This is a genomic window from Chromobacterium sp. CV08, assembly GCF_051129845.1.
Lineage (GTDB): Bacteria > Pseudomonadota > Gammaproteobacteria > Burkholderiales > Chromobacteriaceae > Chromobacterium.
In genome coordinates, this window is sequence record NZ_CP150453.1 from 1,847,045 (window position 1) to 1,865,256 (window position 18,212).

The window sequence follows — 18,212 nt, forward strand, 5'->3', positions numbered from 1 at the left end:
GCGGGGCTTTGTCGTTGATGGTTTCCGCCGCATTCGTTTCGGACTGTGGGAAAGAGGCGCGCGACGATGGCCAAGCTTCCCGTCGAGGGCGACCCCGATCCTGTCCAGCTAGCCGTTTGTACGCCGGGGCAGGTGACAGTCATTGCCTGGACCGGACATTTTTGCAAAAATGCGCGGCAGATGTTTTATGCAATGCATATTATTTGAAATGTCAGATGAATTCCTGAGGCAGGACTCTTGAGCAAATTCAAAGGCCGCGAATGGCTACTATTCAGTGCAATCTGGCTGATTTGCAGCTTGTTGGCGGCGGCGCAGTGGGGGGTGGGGGAGTACCGGAGACTGCAGGACGGCTTCGAACAGGCGGCGCATCAGGCTTATGCCGGCGTGGCGCGGCGATTGGATCAGAACGAGTCGGTGCTGTCGGCCATCAACGCCCTGCTGATTTCCCGTGCGACGTTCGACGCGCCTGCCTTGAGCGAGTTCGCCCGCGAGATGCTGCCGCGCTACCAGCAGGTGTACGCGATAGAGTTCCTGCGCAATGTCACCGCCGCCAACCGGCCCGCCTTTCTGCGTGAGATGGAAAGCCGCTTCGGCGAGACCTTCTATATCCGTGATTTTGATGTGACCGGGCGGCGCGCCTGGCAACCTGCTCCGCCGCGCGAGCAGTCGCTGGTGGTGTCTCAGATCGAGCCGGATCTGCCGGCCGCCAGCGCGGTGTTCGGCTACGATGTGCTGGGCGATCCGCATTTCGCCCCGGAGTTGCGCCGCGCCTTGGCGAATGGGCAGAAGGTGTCGTCGCGGCCGTTCGAGTTGTATGACGGCGGGGGGCGGGCCTATCTGCTGATGCAGCCGTTGTTCCGCGATGTGTCAGATCAGCAGGCGCACCGGCGCGAGCTGGCCGGCGTGATGGCATTGGTGGTGTTCTGCGACCGATTGCTGCAGTTGCCGCTGGAGCAAGGCTTGCCGGGCAGTCTCGACCTGTCCTTGTTGCCGAAGGAGGTTGGAGGCAGCGGGGAGCCGCTGTATGAGCGGCCGCATCGTTTCGCCGAGCACGACTGGTGGCCGGTGGTGACCCGCCTGGAAGCGCGCCTGCCGTTGAGCAGCGAGGCGCAGCCTTTCGTGCTGGGCGTGGCCCAGGATGTCCGATTGAACGATCTGGCCTTGTTGCCGCTGCTGCTGCGAGAACTCTTCATCACCTTGCTGCTGGCCGCGATCGGCCTGATCTATTCGCAGCGGATGGCCTTGCGGAGACAACGTAGTCTGGCCGACGAGGAGTTATTCCTGCAGAGCGAAAGGGCGTCCGTGACGCTGAACGCCATTCACGACGGCGTGGTGATACTGAGGCAGGACCGCAGCATAGAAATGGCGAATCCGATGGCCCTGCAATTGGTGGACATGCCGGCCGAGGAGGTGCTGGGCCAGCCTTGCCACGAGGTGTTCAGGCTGCTGGGGGAACTGGCGGCCGAGTTTGCCGAGGATCCGATCGGCGAGTGTTTTCGTACCGGCCGTCCGGTCGAGCTGGCGGAGCGGATGCAGCTGACCACCGCGCGCGGCAAGGTACATTTCGTCGAGGGCGGCATCGCGCCGCTGCTGTCGCGCGACGGCGTGCTGATAGGCGTGGTGTGCGCCTTGCGGGACATGGGGCCGTTGCGCCAGCGCACGGCCGAGGCGCTGGAGGCGAGCGAGACCCGGGTCAAGGAGCATCTGGAGAAGCTGTCGCATGTGGCCAGGCTGCATACGATGGGCGAGATGGCTTCGGGCATCGCCCATGAGCTGAATCAGCCGCTGACCGCGATTTCCAATTACTGCCAGGCGGCGATCCAGTTGCTGGACGGTGTCGACGATGCGCCGCCGCAGGTCAATTCGGCGCTGAAGCTGGCGGTGGCCCAGGCCGGCCGGGCCGGCGAGATCATCAAGCGTTTGCGCGCGCTGGTCAGCAAGCGGGCGATAGAAACCCGGCTGATCGATATCAATCAGGTGGTCGGCAATTGCATGTTCCTGGCGGAGTACGATCTGCGCGAGCGAGGCATCGAGGTGGTGCAGCTGTTGTCCGGTTATTCGATACCGGTGATGGCCGACAGCATACAGCTGGAGCAGGTGGTGTTGAACCTGCTGTCCAACGCGATGGATGCGCTGAAGGACGAGCCTGCGCTGAAGCGCCATGTGATCGTCCACACCCGGCGCGAGGGCAGGAAGGGGATACTGGAGGTCCGCGACACGGGCCGGGGCATCACTCCGGACCTGCTGGAAGTGCTGTTCCACCCGTTCTTCTCGACCAAGCCGCACGGCATGGGTCTGGGCCTGTCGATCTGCCAGACCATAGTCGAGCAGTACGGCGGCCTGATCTCGGCCGAGAACATACCGGCCAGCGGCGCCTGCTTCCGCATCGAGCTACCGCTGGCATTGCAGGCCGAGCGGCAGCTGAGTTAGCTAGGGCTGTGCGCGCTGCAGGCTGCCGGTCTGGGTGCGCTGGGCGCGCTCCTCGCGCGGCGTGATGTTGAAGTGGTTGCGGTAGGTACTGGAAAAATGCGGGCCGCTGGAGAAGCCGCAGGCCAGGCCGATCTGCACGATGGACTTGCTGGTCTGCTGCAGCAGCTGGCGCGCGCGGCCCAGGCGCAGTTCCAGATAGTATTTCGACGGCACCGTGCCCAGGTATTGTTTGAACAGCCGCTCCAGCTGGCGACGCGACACGCCGACGTAGTAGGCGATGTCGTCGGTGGACAGCGGCTCCTCGATATTGGCTTCCATCAGGCTGACCGCCTCGGTCAGCTTCGGCTGGCTGCCGCCTATGCGCGTGGCCAGCGGGATGCGCTGGCGTTCGTTGCCGGGGCGGATCCGCTCCATGCTGAACAGCTCGGACAGCTGGGCGATGAACTCGTGGCCCTGCTGCCGGCCGACCAGATCCAGCATGAAGTCGAAGGTGGCGGCGCCGCCGGCGCAGCTCAGGCAGCGACCCTCGCTCTCGTAGAGATTGGACGTGACGATGACGTCCGGAAACTCCTCGGTCAGCCGAGAGATCTCGCGCCAGTGTATCGTCGCTCGCTGCCCGGCCAGCAGTCCGGCGCGCGCCAGCCAGTAGCTGCCGCAGCCGAGGCCGGCCAGCGTCATCTTGTCCGCGTTTCCTCCTGCCAGGGCCTTGCTCAAATCTTCCAGCGCGAAATCGCTGATGATCTCGTCGGCCAGGATCAGCAGGTAGTCCAGCTTGGGCGCGTAGGACAGCGGCAGGTCCACCGGGAGCCGGATGCCGTTGGACAGCAGCACCGGCGAGCCGTCCAGCGACAGCAGCAGGGTTTCGTACAGCTTCTTTTCCGCCAACAGATTGGCGTGGGTGAGCACCTCGGACGCGCTGGCGAAGTCGGCCATCGAGGCGTGCGGGAGCAGCAGGAAGCCGAAGCGCAGCGGCTTGGCGGTTTGGGACGTGTGGCCCATGGTTCGCGTATCGGTAACGGTTGGCAAAAACGCCGCCATGTCAGGAGGCCTGGCATGGCGGCTTGTCTTGCCCTGCATTGTACGATTTATTTCGGCGGCTCGGGCAGAATTGTCGCCGCGGCGCAGCCTACGATTTGCGCGGGGCGAGGAAGGCCAGGTAGCGGCGTTCGGCCCGCTTCATCAGCCAGACCAGCGCGAAGGTCAGCGCCAGGTAGATGGCCGCGGCGGTCAGGAACGGTTCGAACGGCATATAGCTCTCGCTGTAGATGCGCCGCGCGACGCCGGTCAGGTCGGCCAGCGTCACCAGGCCGGCGATGGCGGTGCTCTGCAGCATCATGATCACCTCGTTGCTGTAGGCCGGCAGCGCGCGGCGCAGCGCCGACGGCAGCACGATGCGCCTGAGCATCAGCCACTGGCCCATGCCGACCGATCTCGCCGCCTCGATTTCGCCCCAGTGGGTGTTGCGGATCTGGCCGGCGATGATCTCGGTGGTATAGGCGGCGGTGTTCAGCGTGAAGGCCAGGATCGCGCAGACGTAGGCGTTCTGCAGATACTGCCAGGCCCAGCTGTCGCGGACCCAGTCGAACTGCGCCAGACCGTAGTAGATGATGAATAGCTGAACCAAGAGCGGCGTGCCGCGGAACAGGTAGCCGAACAGCCAGACGGCGCCGGACAGCGGCCGGTTTTTCGAGGTGCGGGCGACCGCCAGCGGGATGGCCATCAGCAGGCCGAACAGCAGCGACAGGCCGAGCAGCTCCAGCGTCAGGATCAGGCCGTCGCTGCTGGCCAGCATCGGTCCGCCGTCATGGGCGCCGAAAAATTCCGGCAGCCGCTCGATAATCAGTTTCGGATCGATCATAGTCCGCTCTCCTTGACGCCGATCGAATAGCGCTTCTCGGCCCAGTGCAGCAGCAGATTGGACGCGCCGGTCACGATCAGGAACAGCAGGCCGACGACGACGTAGACGTCGAATGGCTGCTGGGTGGCCGATTTGGCGGCGTCGGCGCGGTACATCACGTCGTTGAGGCCGATCACCGACACGAGGGCGGTCGATTTCACCAGCACCAGCCAGTTGTTGGAAAAGCTGGGCAGCGCGTAACGCACCATCTGCGGCAGCTGGATGCGGAAGAAGACCCGCAGCGGCGACATGCCGTAGGCGAGCCCGGCTTCCATCTGCCCCTTGTGCACGGCCATCATCGCGCCGCGGAAGGTTTCGGTCATATAGGCGCCGAAGATGAAGCCCAGGGTGGAGACGCCGGCGACGAAGGGGTCGATGTCGGGACTCTGCCAGCCCAGGTAGCCGCAGATGTCGTTCAGCGCCATCTGGGCGCCGAAAAACAGCAGGAACATCCACACCAGGTCGGGGATGCCGCGCACCACGGTGGAATACAGTTCCGCCAGCAGCGTCAGCGCGCGCGACTGGGTCGATTTGAACAGCGCGCCGACGAGGCCCAGCGCGACGGAAACGGCCAGCGCGGCGCCGGCGAGCTTCAGGGTCAGCACCGCTCCTTCGAGGATGCTGGGGAGGTAGCCTTGCAGAAACATGGAGCCGTCTCGAACAGGGGGGATTGCGGGCGCAGGCGCGCGACGGCGCGCCTGCCCGAGGCGGAGGCCGGGATCAGCCGCCGTAGATGTCGAAGCTGAAGTACTTGTCCTGCACCTTCTTGTAGCTGCCGTCCTTGCGCACTTCGTCGATGGCCTTGTTCAGGCGGTCGAGCAGGGCCTTGTTGTTCTTCTTGACGGCGATGCCGCAGCCGGGACCGAAGTACTTGACGTCGGTGTAGCTGGCGCCGACGAAGCTGTAGCCCTTGCCCTGGGCGGTCTTCAGGAATTCCTGCTCGCCGACGGCGCTGTCGACGAAGACGCCGTCAACGCGGCCGGACTTCAGGTCGAGGAAGGATTCCGGCGATTTGGCGTACGGCACGATGGTCGCGCCGTTCTTGCCCCACAGGTCCTTGGCGAACTTTTCCTGGGTGGAGGCGCGCAGCACGCCTATCTTCTTGCCCTTGAAGCTGGCGGCGTCGACCTTGGTGCCGTCCTTGGCCACCATGCGGCTGGCGATGTTGTAGTACTTGCGGGTGAAGTCCACCGCCTTCTGGCGTTCCGGGGTGATCTGCATCGACGAGATGATGGCGTCGAACTTGTTGGCGTTCAGCGCCGGGATCAGGCCGTCCCAGTCCTGCGGCACGATCTGGCAGGTGACTTTCATTTCCTTGCACAGCGCGTAGGCCATGTCGATGTCGAAGCCCTGCGGCTTGCCGTCGGCGCCTTGCTTGGAGAACGGGGGATAGTTGAGGTCCACGCCGAAACGGAGGGTCTCCGCCTGGGCGGACAGCGAGGCGATCAGGGCAAAACCGGCGCTTGCGATCAGTGTTTTTTTCATGGCGTTGCTTCTCTACTTCTCTCTCGTTGGTCTGCGCCGCGGCGACCGCGCGCGACCGGCTTGTAAACCCCGCACCGGAGGCGACGTTAATGTTCCGATCCGGGCCATTTTGTATTGCGGACTGGCCGTCTTGTGCCGCCAGTTTGAACAGCAAGTGGCGGGTTTGGTCAATCCCCATAAGCAAGTGCGCACATTCTACCTTACTTTTTCCTTTAAATGGAAATATCATATAAATCATGTATTTATTGGTGGTTTGTGCGATTGTCTACAATATTTCACCTTACAGTCTTTGTATAATTGACTGTCGCTTTGCTGTAAGGTATCGGCTGGGTTTTCGGACTGCTTATGCCTATGGGGTGCCTCCCGGGAAAACGGTCTTGCGCGTTTTGTGTAAGTCCGTGTCGCATTAAGGAAATCCGGCTTGGGTGGCGCTATCTACAATGCCCCCGACAACCTCCCTGCTCACAACAAGAGAAGCTAAATGTCGCTTACCAACAAGACCGAACTGGCCAGCCTGATCGCAGATATCCAGGCTGTCGCCGAGAGCAAGCTTTCTTCCAAGGAGACCCAACAACTCGCCGCCTTCTTCCCGATCTACTTCGAGGAGACCGAGCACGCCGACCTCCGGCAGTTCTCGTCGCTCGATCTGTTCGGTGCCGCGATGGCGCATTACGAGTTCGCCGGGAAGCGCTCCGCCGGCCAGGTCAAGTGCCGCATCTACAATCCCGATTTCGAACGCGACGGCTGGCAAAGCACCCATACGGTGATCGAGGTGGTGAACGACGACATGCCGTTCCTGATCGATTCGATCACCATGCTGCTGTCGCGTTACAACCTGAATCTGCACCTGTTGGTGCACCCGGTGCTGTCGGTCGGCCGCGACAAGGGCGGCGTGCTGACCGCGGTGAAGCGCACCGAGGACCGCAGCCTGCCGCTGGAGTCGCTGATCCATGTGCAGATCGACCGCATCAGCGACGCCGCGCTGCTGCAGCAGCTGGAAGCCGAATTGAAGCGCGTGCTGGCCGATATCCGTCTGGTGGTGCGCGACGAGCCCAAGATGCGGGAGGTGTTGGGCGGCATCAGCAAGGATCTGGCCAAGCTGAAGGGCGAGCGCAGCGCCGAGGCGAAGGAGGCGGTGGCCTTCCTCGAATGGATGGCGTCCCGCAACTTCCTGTTCATGGGTTATTGCGACTACGATCTGGTCAAGCGCGACGGCAAGGACAGCCTGAAGATCGTCAAGGATTCCGGCCTCGGCATCCTGCAGGACCAGGGCGACAAGGAGTATTCCGCCAGCTTCGAGCAGCTGCCGCAGGAATTGCGCGAACTGGCCCACCTGCCGCAGCTGATCATCCTGAACAAGTCCCAGACCCGTTCCATCATCCACCGCCCGGCCTATGTCGACTTCGTCGGCATCAAGCGCTTCAACGACAAGGGCGAAGTGATAGGCGAGCGCCGCTTCCTCGGCCTGTACACCGCCAGCGCCTACCAGACCTCGCCGAAGGACGTGCCCATCCTGCGCCAGAAAGTGGCCAGCGTGGTCAAGGGTTGCGACTTCGTCGACGACAGCTACAAGTCCAAGACGCTGGGCTTCGTGCTGGAGAGCTATCCGCGTGACGAGCTGTTCGAGATCCCGGCCGAGGTGCTGGCGCCGATCGCCGAGGGCATCGTCAGCCTGCAGGAGCGCCCGCGCGTGCGCTTCTTCGTCCGCGCCGATCGCTACCACCGCTATGTCAGCTGCCTGGTCTATGTTCCGCGCGACAGCTTCAGCACCGAAGTGCGGCTGAAGATAGAAAAAGTGCTGATGAACGCCTTCAACGGCAGCAGCGCCGAATTCAGCGTGCAGATCGGCGACGGCATGCTGGCCCGCGTCCATTACATCATCCGCACCGCGGCCGCCAAGCTGCCGGAATTCAACGCCTCCGACATCGAGGCCGAGATCGCCCGCCTGGTGCGCGGCTGGAGCGAGGAGTTGCACCAGCAACTGGTCGAAGCCCATGGCGAGGAGCGCGGCAACAGCCTGTTCAACTGCTACAAGGACGGCTTCCCGCTGGCTTATCGCGAAGAGTTCGCGGTGCGCAACGCGGTGCTGGACGTGCAGCACCTGGAGGCCATCGACGCCAGCCAGCCGCTGGCGATGAAGCTGTACCGCCCGTTCCACCGCGGCGGCGCTTCGTTCAATCTGAAGCTGTTCCGCGAAGGTGAGCCGATGGGCCTGTCGGCCAGCCTGCCGATTCTGGAGAACATGGGCGTCAAGGTCCGCGACGAGCACCCGTACTGCGTCAAGCGCAGCGACGGCTCGCAAGTGTGGATCAGCGACTTCGGCCTCGACGTCGGCGGCTTCGGCGAGCAGATGGCCCAGGACCAGGTGCAGCAGGACTTCCAGGAGCTGCTGTCCCAGGTCTTCGCCAAGCGCTGCGAAAACGATGGCTTCAACCGCTTGGCGCTGGTGGCCGGCCTGGACTGGCGCGAAATCTCGCTGGTGCGCGCGCTGGCCAAGTACCTGCGTCAGGGCGGCCTGACCTTCAGCCAGGCCTATATCGAGCAGTGCGTGGCCAACTATCCGGCCATCACCCGCGGCCTGGTCGAGCTGTTCTATGCCCGTCTGGACCCGGTTGGCTTCGACGATGAAAAGGCCGAGCTGCTGCTGGCCGCCGTGCGCGGCATGCTGGACGGTGTCGCCAACCTCGACGAGGACCGCATCCTGAACGGCTTCCTGGCCGTGATCCTGGCCACCCGCCGCACCAACTTCTGGCAGCCGGGCGAGGACGGGCAGTTCAAGTCCTATATCTCGTTCAAGCTGGAATCCAACCAGATTCCGTTCCTGCCGCAGCCGCGGCCGATGTTCGAAATCTGGGTGTACAGCCCGCGCGTCGAAGGCGTGCATCTGCGCGGCTCCAAGGTGGCCCGCGGCGGTCTGCGCTGGTCCGACCGGATGGAAGACTTCCGCACCGAGGTGCTGGGCCTGGTGAAGGCGCAGATGGTGAAGAACTCGGTGATCGTGCCTATGGGTTCGAAGGGCGGCTTCGTCGGCAAGCAACTGCCGGCGCCGTCCGAGCGCGAGGCCTTCCTGGCCGAGGGCATCGCCTGCTACAAGATCTTCATCTCGGCGCTCTTGGACGTCACCGACAATCTGGTGACCGGCCAGATCATCCCGCCTAAGGACGTGCGTCGCCTGGATCCGGACGATCCGTACCTGGTGGTGGCCGCCGACAAGGGCACGGCGACCTTCTCCGACATCGCCAACGGCATTTCCGAGGCCTACGGTTTCTGGCTCGGCGACGCCTTCGCCTCCGGCGGCTCGGCCGGCTACGACCACAAGGGCATGGGCATCACCGCCCGCGGCGCCTGGGAATCGGTCAAGCGCCACTTCCGCCACCTGGGCATCAATACCCAGGAGCAGGACTTCAGCGTGATCGGCATCGGCGACATGGCCGGCGACGTGTTCGGCAACGGCATGCTGCTGTCCGAGCACATCTGCCTGAAGGCGGCGTTCAACCACCTGCACATCTTCCTGGACCCGACGCCGGACGCGAAGAAGAGCTTCGCCGAGCGCGCCCGCCTGTTCAATCTGCCGCGCTCCAGCTGGGCCGACTACAACCGCGAGCTGATCTCCAAGGGCGGCGGCATCTTCGAACGCAGCGCCAAGTCCATCCCGCTGTCGCCGGAAGTGAAGGCGTGGCTGGAGACCGACAAGGACCACATGGCGCCGAACGAGCTGATCCATGAAATCCTGAAGGCCAAGATCGACCTCTTGTACAACGGCGGCATCGGCACCTACGTCAAGGCATCGACGCAGAGCCACGCCGATGCCCGAGACCGCGCCTGCGATCCGGTGCGCGTCAACGGCAACGAGCTGCAGGCCAGGGTCGTCGCCGAAGGCGGCAACCTGACTTGCACCCAGCTGGGCCGCGTCGAGTTCGCGCTGGCCGGCGGCCGCATTGCCACCGACGCCATCGACAACTCGGCCGGCGTCGACTGCTCGGACCACGAGGTCAACATCAAGATCCTGCTGGGCGCGGTGATGCAGGCCGGCGACATGACGCTGAAGCAGCGCAACGAGCTCTTGGCCGAGATGACCGACGAGGTCGGCCATCTGGTGCTGCGCAACAATGTGCTGCAGACCCAGGTACTGGCGATCAAGCGTCTGGAGGCGGCATCGATGCTGTCGACCCACGCGCGGATGATCGCCCACATGGAGAAGACCGGCGAGCTGAACCGCGAGATCGAGTACCTGCCGTCTGAAACCCAGATCAACGAGCGCCGTCTGGCCCGTCAGGGCCTGACCGTGCCGGAGATCGCGGTGCTGCTGGCCTACAGCAAGATTTCGCTGGACCAGGCCATCCTGGCCACCGACGTGCCCGACGACAAGGACTTCCTGCCGGTATTGGTCAACTACTTCCCGAAACCGCTGCAGCAGCGCTTCGGCAAGCAGATGGAACAGCATCAGCTGCGCCGCGAGATCATCGCCAACCAGCTGGCCAACCAGATCATCAACCGCATGGGCACCACCTTCGTGTTCCGCCTGCAGGAGGAGTCGCCGTTCTCTGCGGCAGACATCGCCCGCGCGTGGTGGATCGCCAGCCGCGTGTTCGATGCGGAAAACCTGTGGGGCCGTATCGAGGCGCTGGACAACAAGGTGCCGGCCGATCAGCAGATGCAGCTGATGGTGCTGGTGCGCACGCTGGTGGAGCGCGTGACCCGCTGGGTGCTGCGCAACAAGCGTCCGTTCGGCTCCGTCAACGCGGTGATCGAGCAGTACGCGTCCAAGGTGCAGGGTCTGCTGGCGCAGCTGCCCAAGCTGATTCCGGCGGCCGACTACCCGGCTGTGGACGCGCTGGAGCAGCGCATCGCCCACGCCAATCTGCCCCAGCCGCTGCAGCAGGTGCTGGCCCGTCTGGAGTACGCGGTGCCGCTGATGGACATCATCGAGATCGGCGAAGGCAGCAAGCTGAAGCTGGAGCAGGTCGCCGCCAACTACTTCCAGCTGGGCCGCTCGCTGCAACTGGACTGGCTGCGCGATGCGATCACAGGCCTGCCGCGCGACAACCGCTGGCAGTCGCTGGCCCGTTCGGCGCTGCGCGACGATCTGTACAGCGTCCATCGCAATCTGGCCCGTCAGGCGCTGGAAGGCGTGTCGGCGGCGGACTTCGCCGCGCAGTGGCTGGAGAATCGGCAGGGCGCGGTGGAGATCTGCGGCCAGATGTTCGCCGAGCTGCAGTCGTTCAGCGCGCTGGACCTGGCGATGCTGTCCGCCGGCATGCGCGAGTTGAACAACCACCTGCTGGCCTGATCCGCCGATCATTCCGCGCGGCCGCGCGGAGATGAAAACGACGCCGCGAGAGCATTCTCGCGGCGTTTTTTTTGGGGCGGGCCGCGCGAGCGGCGCGCAATTAAATTTCCGGCGGTGATATTTTTTACAGTTTAAATGTCATGCCGATTGTGTATGGTGCGCACTCCGGCGCGCGATCGTGGCAGCGGCGCGCGCCGGCGAGTCCATATAACAAGGAGCATGTCGATGAAACTGGTTCCGTTGAGCCTGAGCCTGGGCGCCGCGCTGACGCTGAGCGCCTGCCTGTCCACTTCCTCGTCGGTGGCGACGCCGCGAGACGATCAGCAGCGACCGGGCGGCCCGGTGGCCGTCAAGATGATCGCCTTCAACGATTTCCACGGCAATCTGGAGGCGCCCGGACAGCTTGCCGTGCCGGACGCGGCGAATCCGGGGCAGACCGTCAAGGTGACGGCCGGCGGCGCCGACTATCTGGCGGCCTGGGTGCAGCGCCTGCGCCAGCAGTCGCCGAACACCGTCGTGGTGTCGGCCGGCGATCTGATCGGCGCCAGCCCGCTGGTGTCCGGCCTGTTTCACGACGAGCCGACCGTCGAGGCGATGAATATGCTGGGGTTGGATCTGAACGCGGTCGGCAACCACGAATTCGACGACGGCCAGGACGAGCTGTTGCGGATGCAGAACGGCGGCTGCAAGCCCGGCTCGGCCAATAGCTGCCTGATGGGACGCTTCGCCGGCGCCAGCTTCAAGTTTCTGGCGGCCAATGTCAAAAAAAGCGACGGCGGCACGCTGTTCCCCGCTTATTCGATCAAGCGCTACGGCGGCATCCCGGTGGCCTTCATCGGCATGACGCTGAAGGGCACGCCGGAAATCGTGTCGCCGACCGGCGTCGCGGGACTGAGCTTCCGGGACGAGGCCGATACCGTCAACGGCCTGATTCCGCAATTGAAGGCGCAGGGCGTCGGCGCGGTGGTGGTGCTGATCCACGAGGGCGGCTACCAGGCCGGCAGCTACAACGACTGCAACGGCATTTCCGGACCGATCGTCGACATCGTCAAGAAACTGGACAAATCGGTAGGCCTGGTCGTCAGCGGGCATACCCACCAGGCCTACAACTGCGTGATAGACGGCCGCGTCGTCACCAGCGCCAAGAACTACGGCCAGCTGTTCACCGAGATCGATTTCAAGCTCGACCCGGTCGGTCACGGTTTCGTGCCGGGTTCGATCCGGGCGTTGAACCGTCCTGTGACGCAGGACATCGCGCCGCGCGCCGACATCACGGATCTGATCCGGCGTTACCAGGGCCAGGCGGCGCGGGTCGCCAACCAGGTGGTCGGCCAGGCGGCGGGACCGCTGAGCCGCAGCGCCAACGCGGCCGGCGAATCGACGCTGGGCGATGTGATCGCCGACGCCCAGCTGGCGGCCGGAGCCGGCGAGCGCGCGGTCGTTGCCTTCATGAACCCGGGCGGCATCCGCGCCGACCTGGCGCCGGACGCCGGCGGCAACGTCAATTACAAGCAGGTCTACACCGTTCAGCCGTTCGGCAATACGATGATGACGATGGATCTGACCGGCGAGCAGATCGACCAGCTGCTGGAGCAGCAATGGAGCGCGTCGGCCCAGCCCAAGATGCTGCAGGTGTCGGCCGGCTTCAGCTACAGCTGGAGCGCGTCTGCGCCGGTCGGCAGCAAAGTCGACATCTCCAGCATCCGCATCAACGGCGTGCCGGTCGATCCGGCGCTCAGCTACCGGGTGCAGGTCAACAACTTCCTGGCCGGCGGCGGCGACGGCTTCACTGTGCTGACCCGCGGCGTCAACCGCGTCGGCGGCGATGTGGACACCGATGTGCTGGTGCGGTATTTCGGTCAGCGCTCGCCGGTTCAGGTGCCGGCGCTGAACCGCATCTCCAGGCAGCCCTGAGTCTGCTCAGAAGTAGTCGACCGGACTGTCGTGCGTCTGACGGGCGAGCCGCCCGTCGGCCACCAGCTTCTCGTAGCTCTGTACCTGGTTCCGGCCGTGGCCCTTGGCGTAGTAGAGGGCGCGGTCGGCCTGCTCGATCAGCTGCGCGGGCAGCAGCAGCGGATCGATCCGGGTGTGCCCGATGCTGATGGTGATGTTGCGGACCTGCGGGAAGGCGTGGCGTTCGACGGTCTGGCGGAAGCGTTCCAGCGCCAGCTCGGCCTCTTCGGCGGCCGAGCTTTTCAGCAGCAGCGCGAATTCCTCGCCGCCGTAGCGGAACAGGCCGTCGTCCTCGTGGAAGTTCTGCTGCATCAGCTGGGAGAGCAGCAGCAGCACCTCGTCGCCGACCATGTGGCCGAACTGGTCGTTGACCCGCTTGAACAGGTCGACGTCGAGCAAGGCCAGGATGTGAGGCGATTGCGGCGTTTGCGGGTGTTGCAGCGAGGCCAGCAGATTGTAGAAGCGCAGATCGAACTTGCGGCGGTTGTGCAGCGCCGTTAGCATGTCCCGGTCGGCTTCGAACAACAGCCTCAGGAAGTTTTCATGTATGCGGGCCATCGCCTTCAGCATCGCGCGGTTGGCCCGCGCCTCGCCGGCTATGTGGATGATGACCAGCGAGGTGATGTTGCCCATGCAGCGCAGCGGCAGGCACAGGCCGGTCGGCGTGTGCAGGATGCCGTCGTCGTTGTCCGGCCGGTTCAGCAACTCGTAGAGAAAGCCGGGCGGCGGCAGCCAGTTGTCGTCCGAGGTTTCGCGGACCACCGGTTTGCCCGGCCCGGACAGCGCCTCCAGCCGGCGGTGCAGATAGGGGGCGTTGTCGATCCAGCGGCAGGCGAACAGCTCCACCCGATCGACGTGCATCGCCTCCACCAAGGTCGACAGCAGGCTGGATTCCAGCATGTTCTGCTCGCGCTGAGACGTCAGCTCGACCAGATTGTCCAGGATCAGCTTGCTTTCATTGTGTTCCGGCTGCGGCGTCTGCATCGTCGGGAAGCTCCTGGCATGGCCTTGTCGGCGCCGGGCGGGCCCGGACGCCGTGATCTTCACCGAATTATAGCCATGCCGCGGCGCGGCGAAAGCGTGGCTCAGCCGCGGCCGGTGCTGCCGAAACCGCCGGTTCCGCGGTCGGAGGCGGAGAAGTCGTCGACGATGTTGAAGCCCGCCTGGACCACCGGCACGATGACCATCTGGGCGATGCGTTCCATCGGTTCCAGGCGGAACGGCTGCTGGCCCCGGTTCCAGACCGAGACGAAGATCTGGCCCTGGTAGTCGGAGTCGATCAGCCCCACCAGATTGCCGAGCACGATGCCGTGCTTGTGGCCGAGACCGGAGCGTGGCAGCAGCATCGCGGCCAGGCCGGGATCGTTCAGGTGGATGGCGATGCCGGTCGGGATCAGCTTGGTCTCGCCGGGTTCGATGGTCATCGTGTCATCGGTGGCGGCGCGCAGGTCCAGGCCGGCCGAGCCGGAGGTGGCGTAGGCGGGCAGGCTCTCGCGCAGGCGCGCGTCCAGGATCTTGACGTCGATAACGGCTTGCATGGTGTTTCCTTGTGATGCGGCGGCGGCCGTCCGGCCGCCGGGATGGTTGATTCAGCGCGTGGCCAGCAGGGCGGCCAGGTGGCGGACGATGGCGGCGGCCACCTCGTCCTTGGGCATCGAGGGCAGCGGATGTTCGCCGGCGTCGTCGAGCAGCACGACCTGATTGTCGTCGGCGCCCATCGCCTGCTGGGCCAGATTGGCCACCAGCATCGGCAGCTTCTTGCGCTTGCGCTTGGCCTCGGCGAATTCCAGCAGCTTCTGGCTTTCCGCGGCGAAGCCGACGCAGAACGGCGCGGCCGGCAGGCCGGCGACGGTGGCCAGGATGTCGGGGTTTTCCTCCAGCTCGATGGCGGGGGCGGCGGCGCCTTTCTTGATCTTGTGTTCGCTGCGGTTCTTCACCCGGTAGTCGGCCACCGCCGCCACCGAGATGAACACATCGCTGCGGCCGACCTCGCCGAGCACCGCCTGCTGCATCTCGGCCGCGCTTTGCACGGCTATGCGGCGCACGTTCAACGGCGCCTCCATGCCGGTGGGGCCGGAGACCAGCGTCACTTCGGCGCCGGCGTCGCGGCAGGCGCGCGCCAGCGCGTAGCCCATCTTGCCGGAGCTGATATTGGTGATGCCGCGCACCGCGTCTATCGCTTCGTAGGTCGGGCCGGCGGTCAGCAGCACTTTCTTGCCGGCCAGCAGCTTGGCGGCGAACAGGCCGTGCAGCAACTCGACGATTTCATGCGGCTCCAGCATCCGGCCGTCGCCGGTCTCGCCGCAGGCCTGGAAGCCGTTGCCGGGGCCGAGCACGGCCACGCCGTCGGCCTCGAGCTGGGCGACGTTGCGCTGGTTGGGCGGGTTCTGCCACATCTGCAGATTCATCGCCGGGGCGACGGCCAGCGGGCAGGTGCGGGCGGCGGCCAGCGTCGAAACCAGATCGTCGCAGGCGCCGTGGGCCAGCTTGAACAGCAGATCGGCGGTGGCCGGCGCGATCAGGAAGAGGTCGGCGCGGCGCGACAGCTCGATGTGGGCCATCGCATTGCTGGGGCGAGGGTCCCACAGATCGGTGTACACGGTGTGGCCGGACAGGGCCTGGAACGTGGCCGGCGTGACGAAGCGGGTGGCCGCTTCGGTCATCACCACTTCCACCTGATGGCCGGCCTTGATCAGCAGGCGGGTCAGCTCGGCCGACTTGTAGGCGGCAATGCCGCCGCCGATGCCGAGCAGGATGCGTTTGGCGCTCATCATTCGTTCTTCGAGCCGGAAACCGTCCATTCTAGCGGATTTGGCGCGCCCGGTGGTCTTGGGCTTGGTCTTTCGGGGCATGTTAATGTCATTGCTTGTTGCTATCTTGTTGGCCTGTAGACACAAACAATGCTATAGCCAGAAGGAGGTTTCGCAATGTCTATCGCCAAGTGGCCGGAGTCGGAGCGCCCGCGAGAGAAATTGTTGCGGCAGGGGGCGGCGGCCCTCAACGATTCGGAGCTGCTGGCCATTTTTCTGCGCACCGGCGTCAAGGGCGTCAGCGCGGTGGAGCTGGCCAGGAGAATGTTGAGGGACTTCGGTTCGCTGTCCTGCCTGCTGACGGCGGCGCCGGAGGATTTCAGGGCGAGGCCGGGGGTGGGCAAGGCCAAGTACGCGCAGCTGATGGCGTGCACCGAGCTGGTCCGCCGCGCCCTGTCCGAACAGATGAGGCTGGGCGACGCGCTGTCCAGCCCGCAGCAGGTGCGGGATTATCTGCGGCTGAGCATAGGCCGGAGGGATGTCGAGATATTTGTGGTGATATTCTTGTCGGCACAAAACCGGCTGATAGAAGTCGAAGAGGTGTTCGAGGGCACGCTGACCGAAACCAGGGTCTATCCGCGAGAAGTGTTGCGAAGGGCGCTGAGGTACAACGCGGCGGCTGTGATCGTGGCGCACAATCATCCGTCCGGGCTCAGCGAACCTTCCTCGGCCGACAGGATACTGACCCGCACCTTAAAGGATGCGCTGGCGCTGGTCGATATCAAGTTACTGGATCATTTCGTCGTGACCGGGGGGCGCGCGGAATCGTTTGCCGAGCGCGGCTGGCTATAGTGGATGCAGGTTTTCGGTGAGATGGCGGTTCGACAGTGCCGCCATTGGATACGGGGCTTGTGAAGCACAACTGTCTGTTTGGCCTTGAGTTCCCCCACCGCATCACAAGGAGGTCGTCATGAACATCCTGCGTTTGCTGAATGAGTCGGATTACATTCAGGTCAACAACCAGTTCGTCAAGCCGGACTTCCATACGGTTTCCGAAGAGTTTTCCGACGATGACGATGTGGTGCTGGAAGCCACGCTGGACGGCCAGGAATTGGTATTGACGGTGGCCGATCTGACCGACGCCACGCCGTTGGCCGACGGCGGCTTCTGGCTGGAAGGGCTCGGATATCTACGCTTCCTGTCGCAACAGAATCTGCATTGAACCGCCAGGCAGGCGGTTGAGGACGGCCCGGCTTTTGCCGGGCCGTCGCATTTTCGCCGCGCCGGTTTGACCTGCCTCAAGTCCGGAGTGGAGGCGATGCTCTAGAGTGGCAGCGTTATCTGGAGGTCATACGAGCGGGGTGGTCATGCAAAAGTTCAGGATAGGCATGGTGGGAGTGGGAGAAACGGGCACGCCTTTGCTGAAGCAGCTGCTGGACGCGCCATTCGTGGAGCTGGTGGGCGTTGCTGACTTGAATCTGGATCTGCCCGGCATCCGTCTGGCCCGAGAGCGCGGCGTGGCGGTGACCGACAATTTCATCGAGATCGCCGAGCAGGGCGAACGGGTGGACATCATCATCGACGTCACCGGCTCGCGCAAGGTGCGCGAAGACTTGCGCCGCTACATGCAGTTTTCCGGCAACGCGCACACGGTCATCGTCCATGAGCGGGTGGCGCTGCTGATGCTGTCGCTGGGCGCCGGACACCGGGTGGAGACCCGGCATGACGAGTTGAGCTATTGATTGGCAGCGTGTTTGACATGCCCGGCCGCGCCGAATGGCAGCGGGCGACCGGACGAGGAGATGCGGGAGGCGAGAGCCTCCCGTTTTTTTATCAACAAGACGGCGGGAGCCTGGTTGCCGGAGATCGAGTATGCTGAAATGGCTGGACGGGCGCAGCATGCCGCTGCAGTGGCGTTGCGCGCCGGCAATCATGCTCAATGCAAGGGGAAAGCGGAATGATCAAACCAGCCTCGAATTGGATGTGGCTGCTGTTGCTCGCGCCGGGGCTTGCCGGCGCGACGCTGGGGCAGCGTCTGGACGCGGCGTCGACCGGCAGCGTCGCCGGGCGGTCCATGATGGCGGCGCCTGCCTCCACGGCCTTTCGCGTACAGCAAAGCGTCGACGCCGGCGGCCGCCTGATCCGGCAGTACGCCGACGGCAACGGCACGGTGTTCGCGGTGGCGTGGAGCGGCAAGAGCCTGCCGGATCTGCAACAGTTGCTGGGCACGTACTTTCCGGCATACCGCCAGGCGCAACAGGCCAACCGCGCCGGCTTGAACCTGATGCGCGGCCAGATCGGCAGTTTCGTGGTCCACTCGATCGGCCGCATGGGGGCGTTCAGCGGTTTCGCCTACGACGCCGCCCTGATGCCGGCCGGCGTGACACCGGCTCAACTGAACTAAGGG

General features: G+C 64.5%; 15 protein-coding genes. 8 read left to right on the forward strand and 7 right to left on the reverse strand.

Translation table 11 applies throughout. The annotated features are described in order from the left end of the window. Window positions 1–66: 66 nt before the first annotated feature. Complete coding sequence (locus WNM05_RS08925) at window positions 67–207, forward strand: hypothetical protein (protein WP_434634270.1); 141 nt, start codon at window positions 67–69, stop codon at window positions 205–207. A 30-nt stretch (window positions 208–237) separates the two neighbouring features. Beyond that, window positions 238–2,430, forward strand: a complete 2,193-nt coding sequence (locus tag WNM05_RS08930) for an ATP-binding protein (protein ID WP_434634273.1) — start codon at window positions 238–240, stop codon at window positions 2,428–2,430. On the opposite strand, the gene WNM05_RS08935 is transcribed toward WNM05_RS08930, so the two are convergent. From WNM05_RS08935 to WNM05_RS08950, 4 genes are all read right to left on the reverse strand, one after another. Continuing rightward, window positions 2,431–3,429 carry a GlxA family transcriptional regulator gene (locus tag WNM05_RS08935; RefSeq protein ID WP_434634275.1) on the reverse strand — a complete coding sequence of 333 codons (999 nt, stop codon included), beginning with the start codon at window positions 3,427–3,429 and terminating at the stop codon, window positions 2,431–2,433. A 127-nt stretch (window positions 3,430–3,556) separates the two neighbouring features. Then, window positions 3,557–4,288 (reverse strand): ABC transporter permease, encoded by a 732-nt coding sequence (locus WNM05_RS08940; protein ID WP_434634277.1) that lies wholly within the window; start codon window positions 4,286–4,288, stop codon window positions 3,557–3,559. Next, the gene (locus tag WNM05_RS08945) at window positions 4,285–4,974 is read right to left on the reverse strand and encodes an ABC transporter permease (protein WP_434634279.1); all 690 of its coding nucleotides are present in this window, start codon (window positions 4,972–4,974) and stop codon (window positions 4,285–4,287) included. The genes WNM05_RS08940 and WNM05_RS08945 overlap by 4 nt, the downstream gene beginning before the upstream one ends. A 73-nt stretch (window positions 4,975–5,047) precedes the next feature. Further along, a complete protein-coding gene (locus WNM05_RS08950) occupies window positions 5,048–5,812 on the reverse strand; it encodes an ABC transporter substrate-binding protein (protein ID WP_434634281.1) in 765 nt (254 codons plus the stop codon). Window positions 5,813–6,293: 481 nt separating this feature from the next. Here WNM05_RS08950 and WNM05_RS08955 point away from each other — a divergent pair, with 481 nt between their 5' ends. Together WNM05_RS08955 and WNM05_RS08960 are read left to right on the forward strand one after the other, a co-directional pair. Next, entirely contained in the window at window positions 6,294–11,102 is a 4,809-nt protein-coding gene (locus WNM05_RS08955) for an NAD-glutamate dehydrogenase (RefSeq protein WP_434634283.1), read from the forward strand. Between the two features lie 225 nt (window positions 11,103–11,327). Beyond that, a complete protein-coding gene (locus WNM05_RS08960; RefSeq protein ID WP_434634285.1) occupies window positions 11,328–13,016 on the forward strand; it encodes a bifunctional metallophosphatase/5'-nucleotidase in 1,689 nt (562 codons plus the stop codon). A gap of 6 nt (window positions 13,017–13,022) precedes the next feature. Here WNM05_RS08960 and WNM05_RS08965 read toward each other — a convergent pair whose 3' ends face one another. The 3 genes from WNM05_RS08965 to coaBC all read right to left on the reverse strand — a co-directional run bounded on the left by WNM05_RS08965 (window position 13,023) and on the right by coaBC (window position 15,826). After that, entirely contained in the window at window positions 13,023–14,039 is a 1,017-nt protein-coding gene (locus WNM05_RS08965) for a GGDEF domain-containing protein (RefSeq protein WP_434634287.1), read from the reverse strand. Between the two features lie 101 nt (window positions 14,040–14,140). After that, window positions 14,141–14,593, reverse strand: a complete 453-nt coding sequence (dut, locus tag WNM05_RS08970; protein ID WP_434634289.1) for a dUTP diphosphatase — start codon at window positions 14,591–14,593, stop codon at window positions 14,141–14,143. A gap of 51 nt (window positions 14,594–14,644) precedes the next feature. Beyond that, window positions 14,645–15,826 carry a bifunctional phosphopantothenoylcysteine decarboxylase/phosphopantothenate--cysteine ligase CoaBC gene (gene coaBC, locus WNM05_RS08975; RefSeq protein ID WP_434635137.1) on the reverse strand — a complete coding sequence of 394 codons (1,182 nt, stop codon included), beginning with the start codon at window positions 15,824–15,826 and terminating at the stop codon, window positions 14,645–14,647. Between the two features lie 156 nt (window positions 15,827–15,982). Here coaBC and radC point away from each other — a divergent pair, with 156 nt between their 5' ends. The 4 genes from radC (at window position 15,983) to WNM05_RS08995 (ending at window position 18,209) form a co-directional block, all read left to right on the forward strand. Beyond that, window positions 15,983–16,657 (forward strand): RadC family protein, encoded by a 675-nt coding sequence (gene radC / locus WNM05_RS08980; RefSeq protein WP_434634291.1) that lies wholly within the window; start codon window positions 15,983–15,985, stop codon window positions 16,655–16,657. A 118-nt stretch (window positions 16,658–16,775) separates the two neighbouring features. Continuing rightward, the gene (locus WNM05_RS08985) at window positions 16,776–17,027 is read left to right on the forward strand and encodes a hypothetical protein (RefSeq protein WP_021475733.1); all 252 of its coding nucleotides are present in this window, start codon (window positions 16,776–16,778) and stop codon (window positions 17,025–17,027) included. A 145-nt stretch (window positions 17,028–17,172) separates the two neighbouring features. Next, window positions 17,173–17,547, forward strand: coding sequence for an oxidoreductase (locus WNM05_RS08990; RefSeq protein ID WP_434634292.1), 375 nt, complete (start codon window positions 17,173–17,175; stop codon window positions 17,545–17,547). 215 nt (window positions 17,548–17,762) lie between these two features. After that, a complete protein-coding gene (locus WNM05_RS08995) occupies window positions 17,763–18,209 on the forward strand; it encodes a DUF2844 domain-containing protein (protein WP_434634294.1) in 447 nt (148 codons plus the stop codon). The last annotated feature ends 3 nt before the right edge of the window (window positions 18,210–18,212 follow it).

Coding starts and splice junctions, on each gene's coding strand:
- WNM05_RS08965 (WP_434634287.1), bottom strand. CDS start 14,039: ATGCAGACGCCGCAGCCGGAACACAATGAAAGCAAGCTGATCCTGGAC.
- dut (WP_434634289.1), bottom strand. CDS start 14,593: ATGCAAGCCGTTATCGACGTCAAGATCCTGGACGCGCGCCTGCGCGAG.
- WNM05_RS08995 (WP_434634294.1), top strand. CDS start 17,763: ATGATCAAACCAGCCTCGAATTGGATGTGGCTGCTGTTGCTCGCGCCG.
- WNM05_RS08960 (WP_434634285.1), top strand. CDS start 11,328: ATGAAACTGGTTCCGTTGAGCCTGAGCCTGGGCGCCGCGCTGACGCTG.
- WNM05_RS08935 (WP_434634275.1), bottom strand. CDS start 3,429: ATGGGCCACACGTCCCAAACCGCCAAGCCGCTGCGCTTCGGCTTCCTG.
- WNM05_RS08945 (WP_434634279.1), bottom strand. CDS start 4,974: ATGTTTCTGCAAGGCTACCTCCCCAGCATCCTCGAAGGAGCGGTGCTG.
- WNM05_RS08955 (WP_434634283.1), top strand. CDS start 6,294: ATGTCGCTTACCAACAAGACCGAACTGGCCAGCCTGATCGCAGATATC.
- WNM05_RS08950 (WP_434634281.1), bottom strand. CDS start 5,812: ATGAAAAAAACACTGATCGCAAGCGCCGGTTTTGCCCTGATCGCCTCG.
- coaBC (WP_434635137.1), bottom strand. CDS start 15,826: ATGAGCGCCAAACGCATCCTGCTCGGCATCGGCGGCGGCATTGCCGCC.
- WNM05_RS08925 (WP_434634270.1), top strand. CDS start 67: ATGGCCAAGCTTCCCGTCGAGGGCGACCCCGATCCTGTCCAGCTAGCC.
- WNM05_RS08985 (WP_021475733.1), top strand. CDS start 16,776: ATGAACATCCTGCGTTTGCTGAATGAGTCGGATTACATTCAGGTCAAC.
- radC (WP_434634291.1), top strand. CDS start 15,983: ATGTCTATCGCCAAGTGGCCGGAGTCGGAGCGCCCGCGAGAGAAATTG.
- WNM05_RS08990 (WP_434634292.1), top strand. CDS start 17,173: ATGCAAAAGTTCAGGATAGGCATGGTGGGAGTGGGAGAAACGGGCACG.
- WNM05_RS08940 (WP_434634277.1), bottom strand. CDS start 4,288: ATGATCGATCCGAAACTGATTATCGAGCGGCTGCCGGAATTTTTCGGC.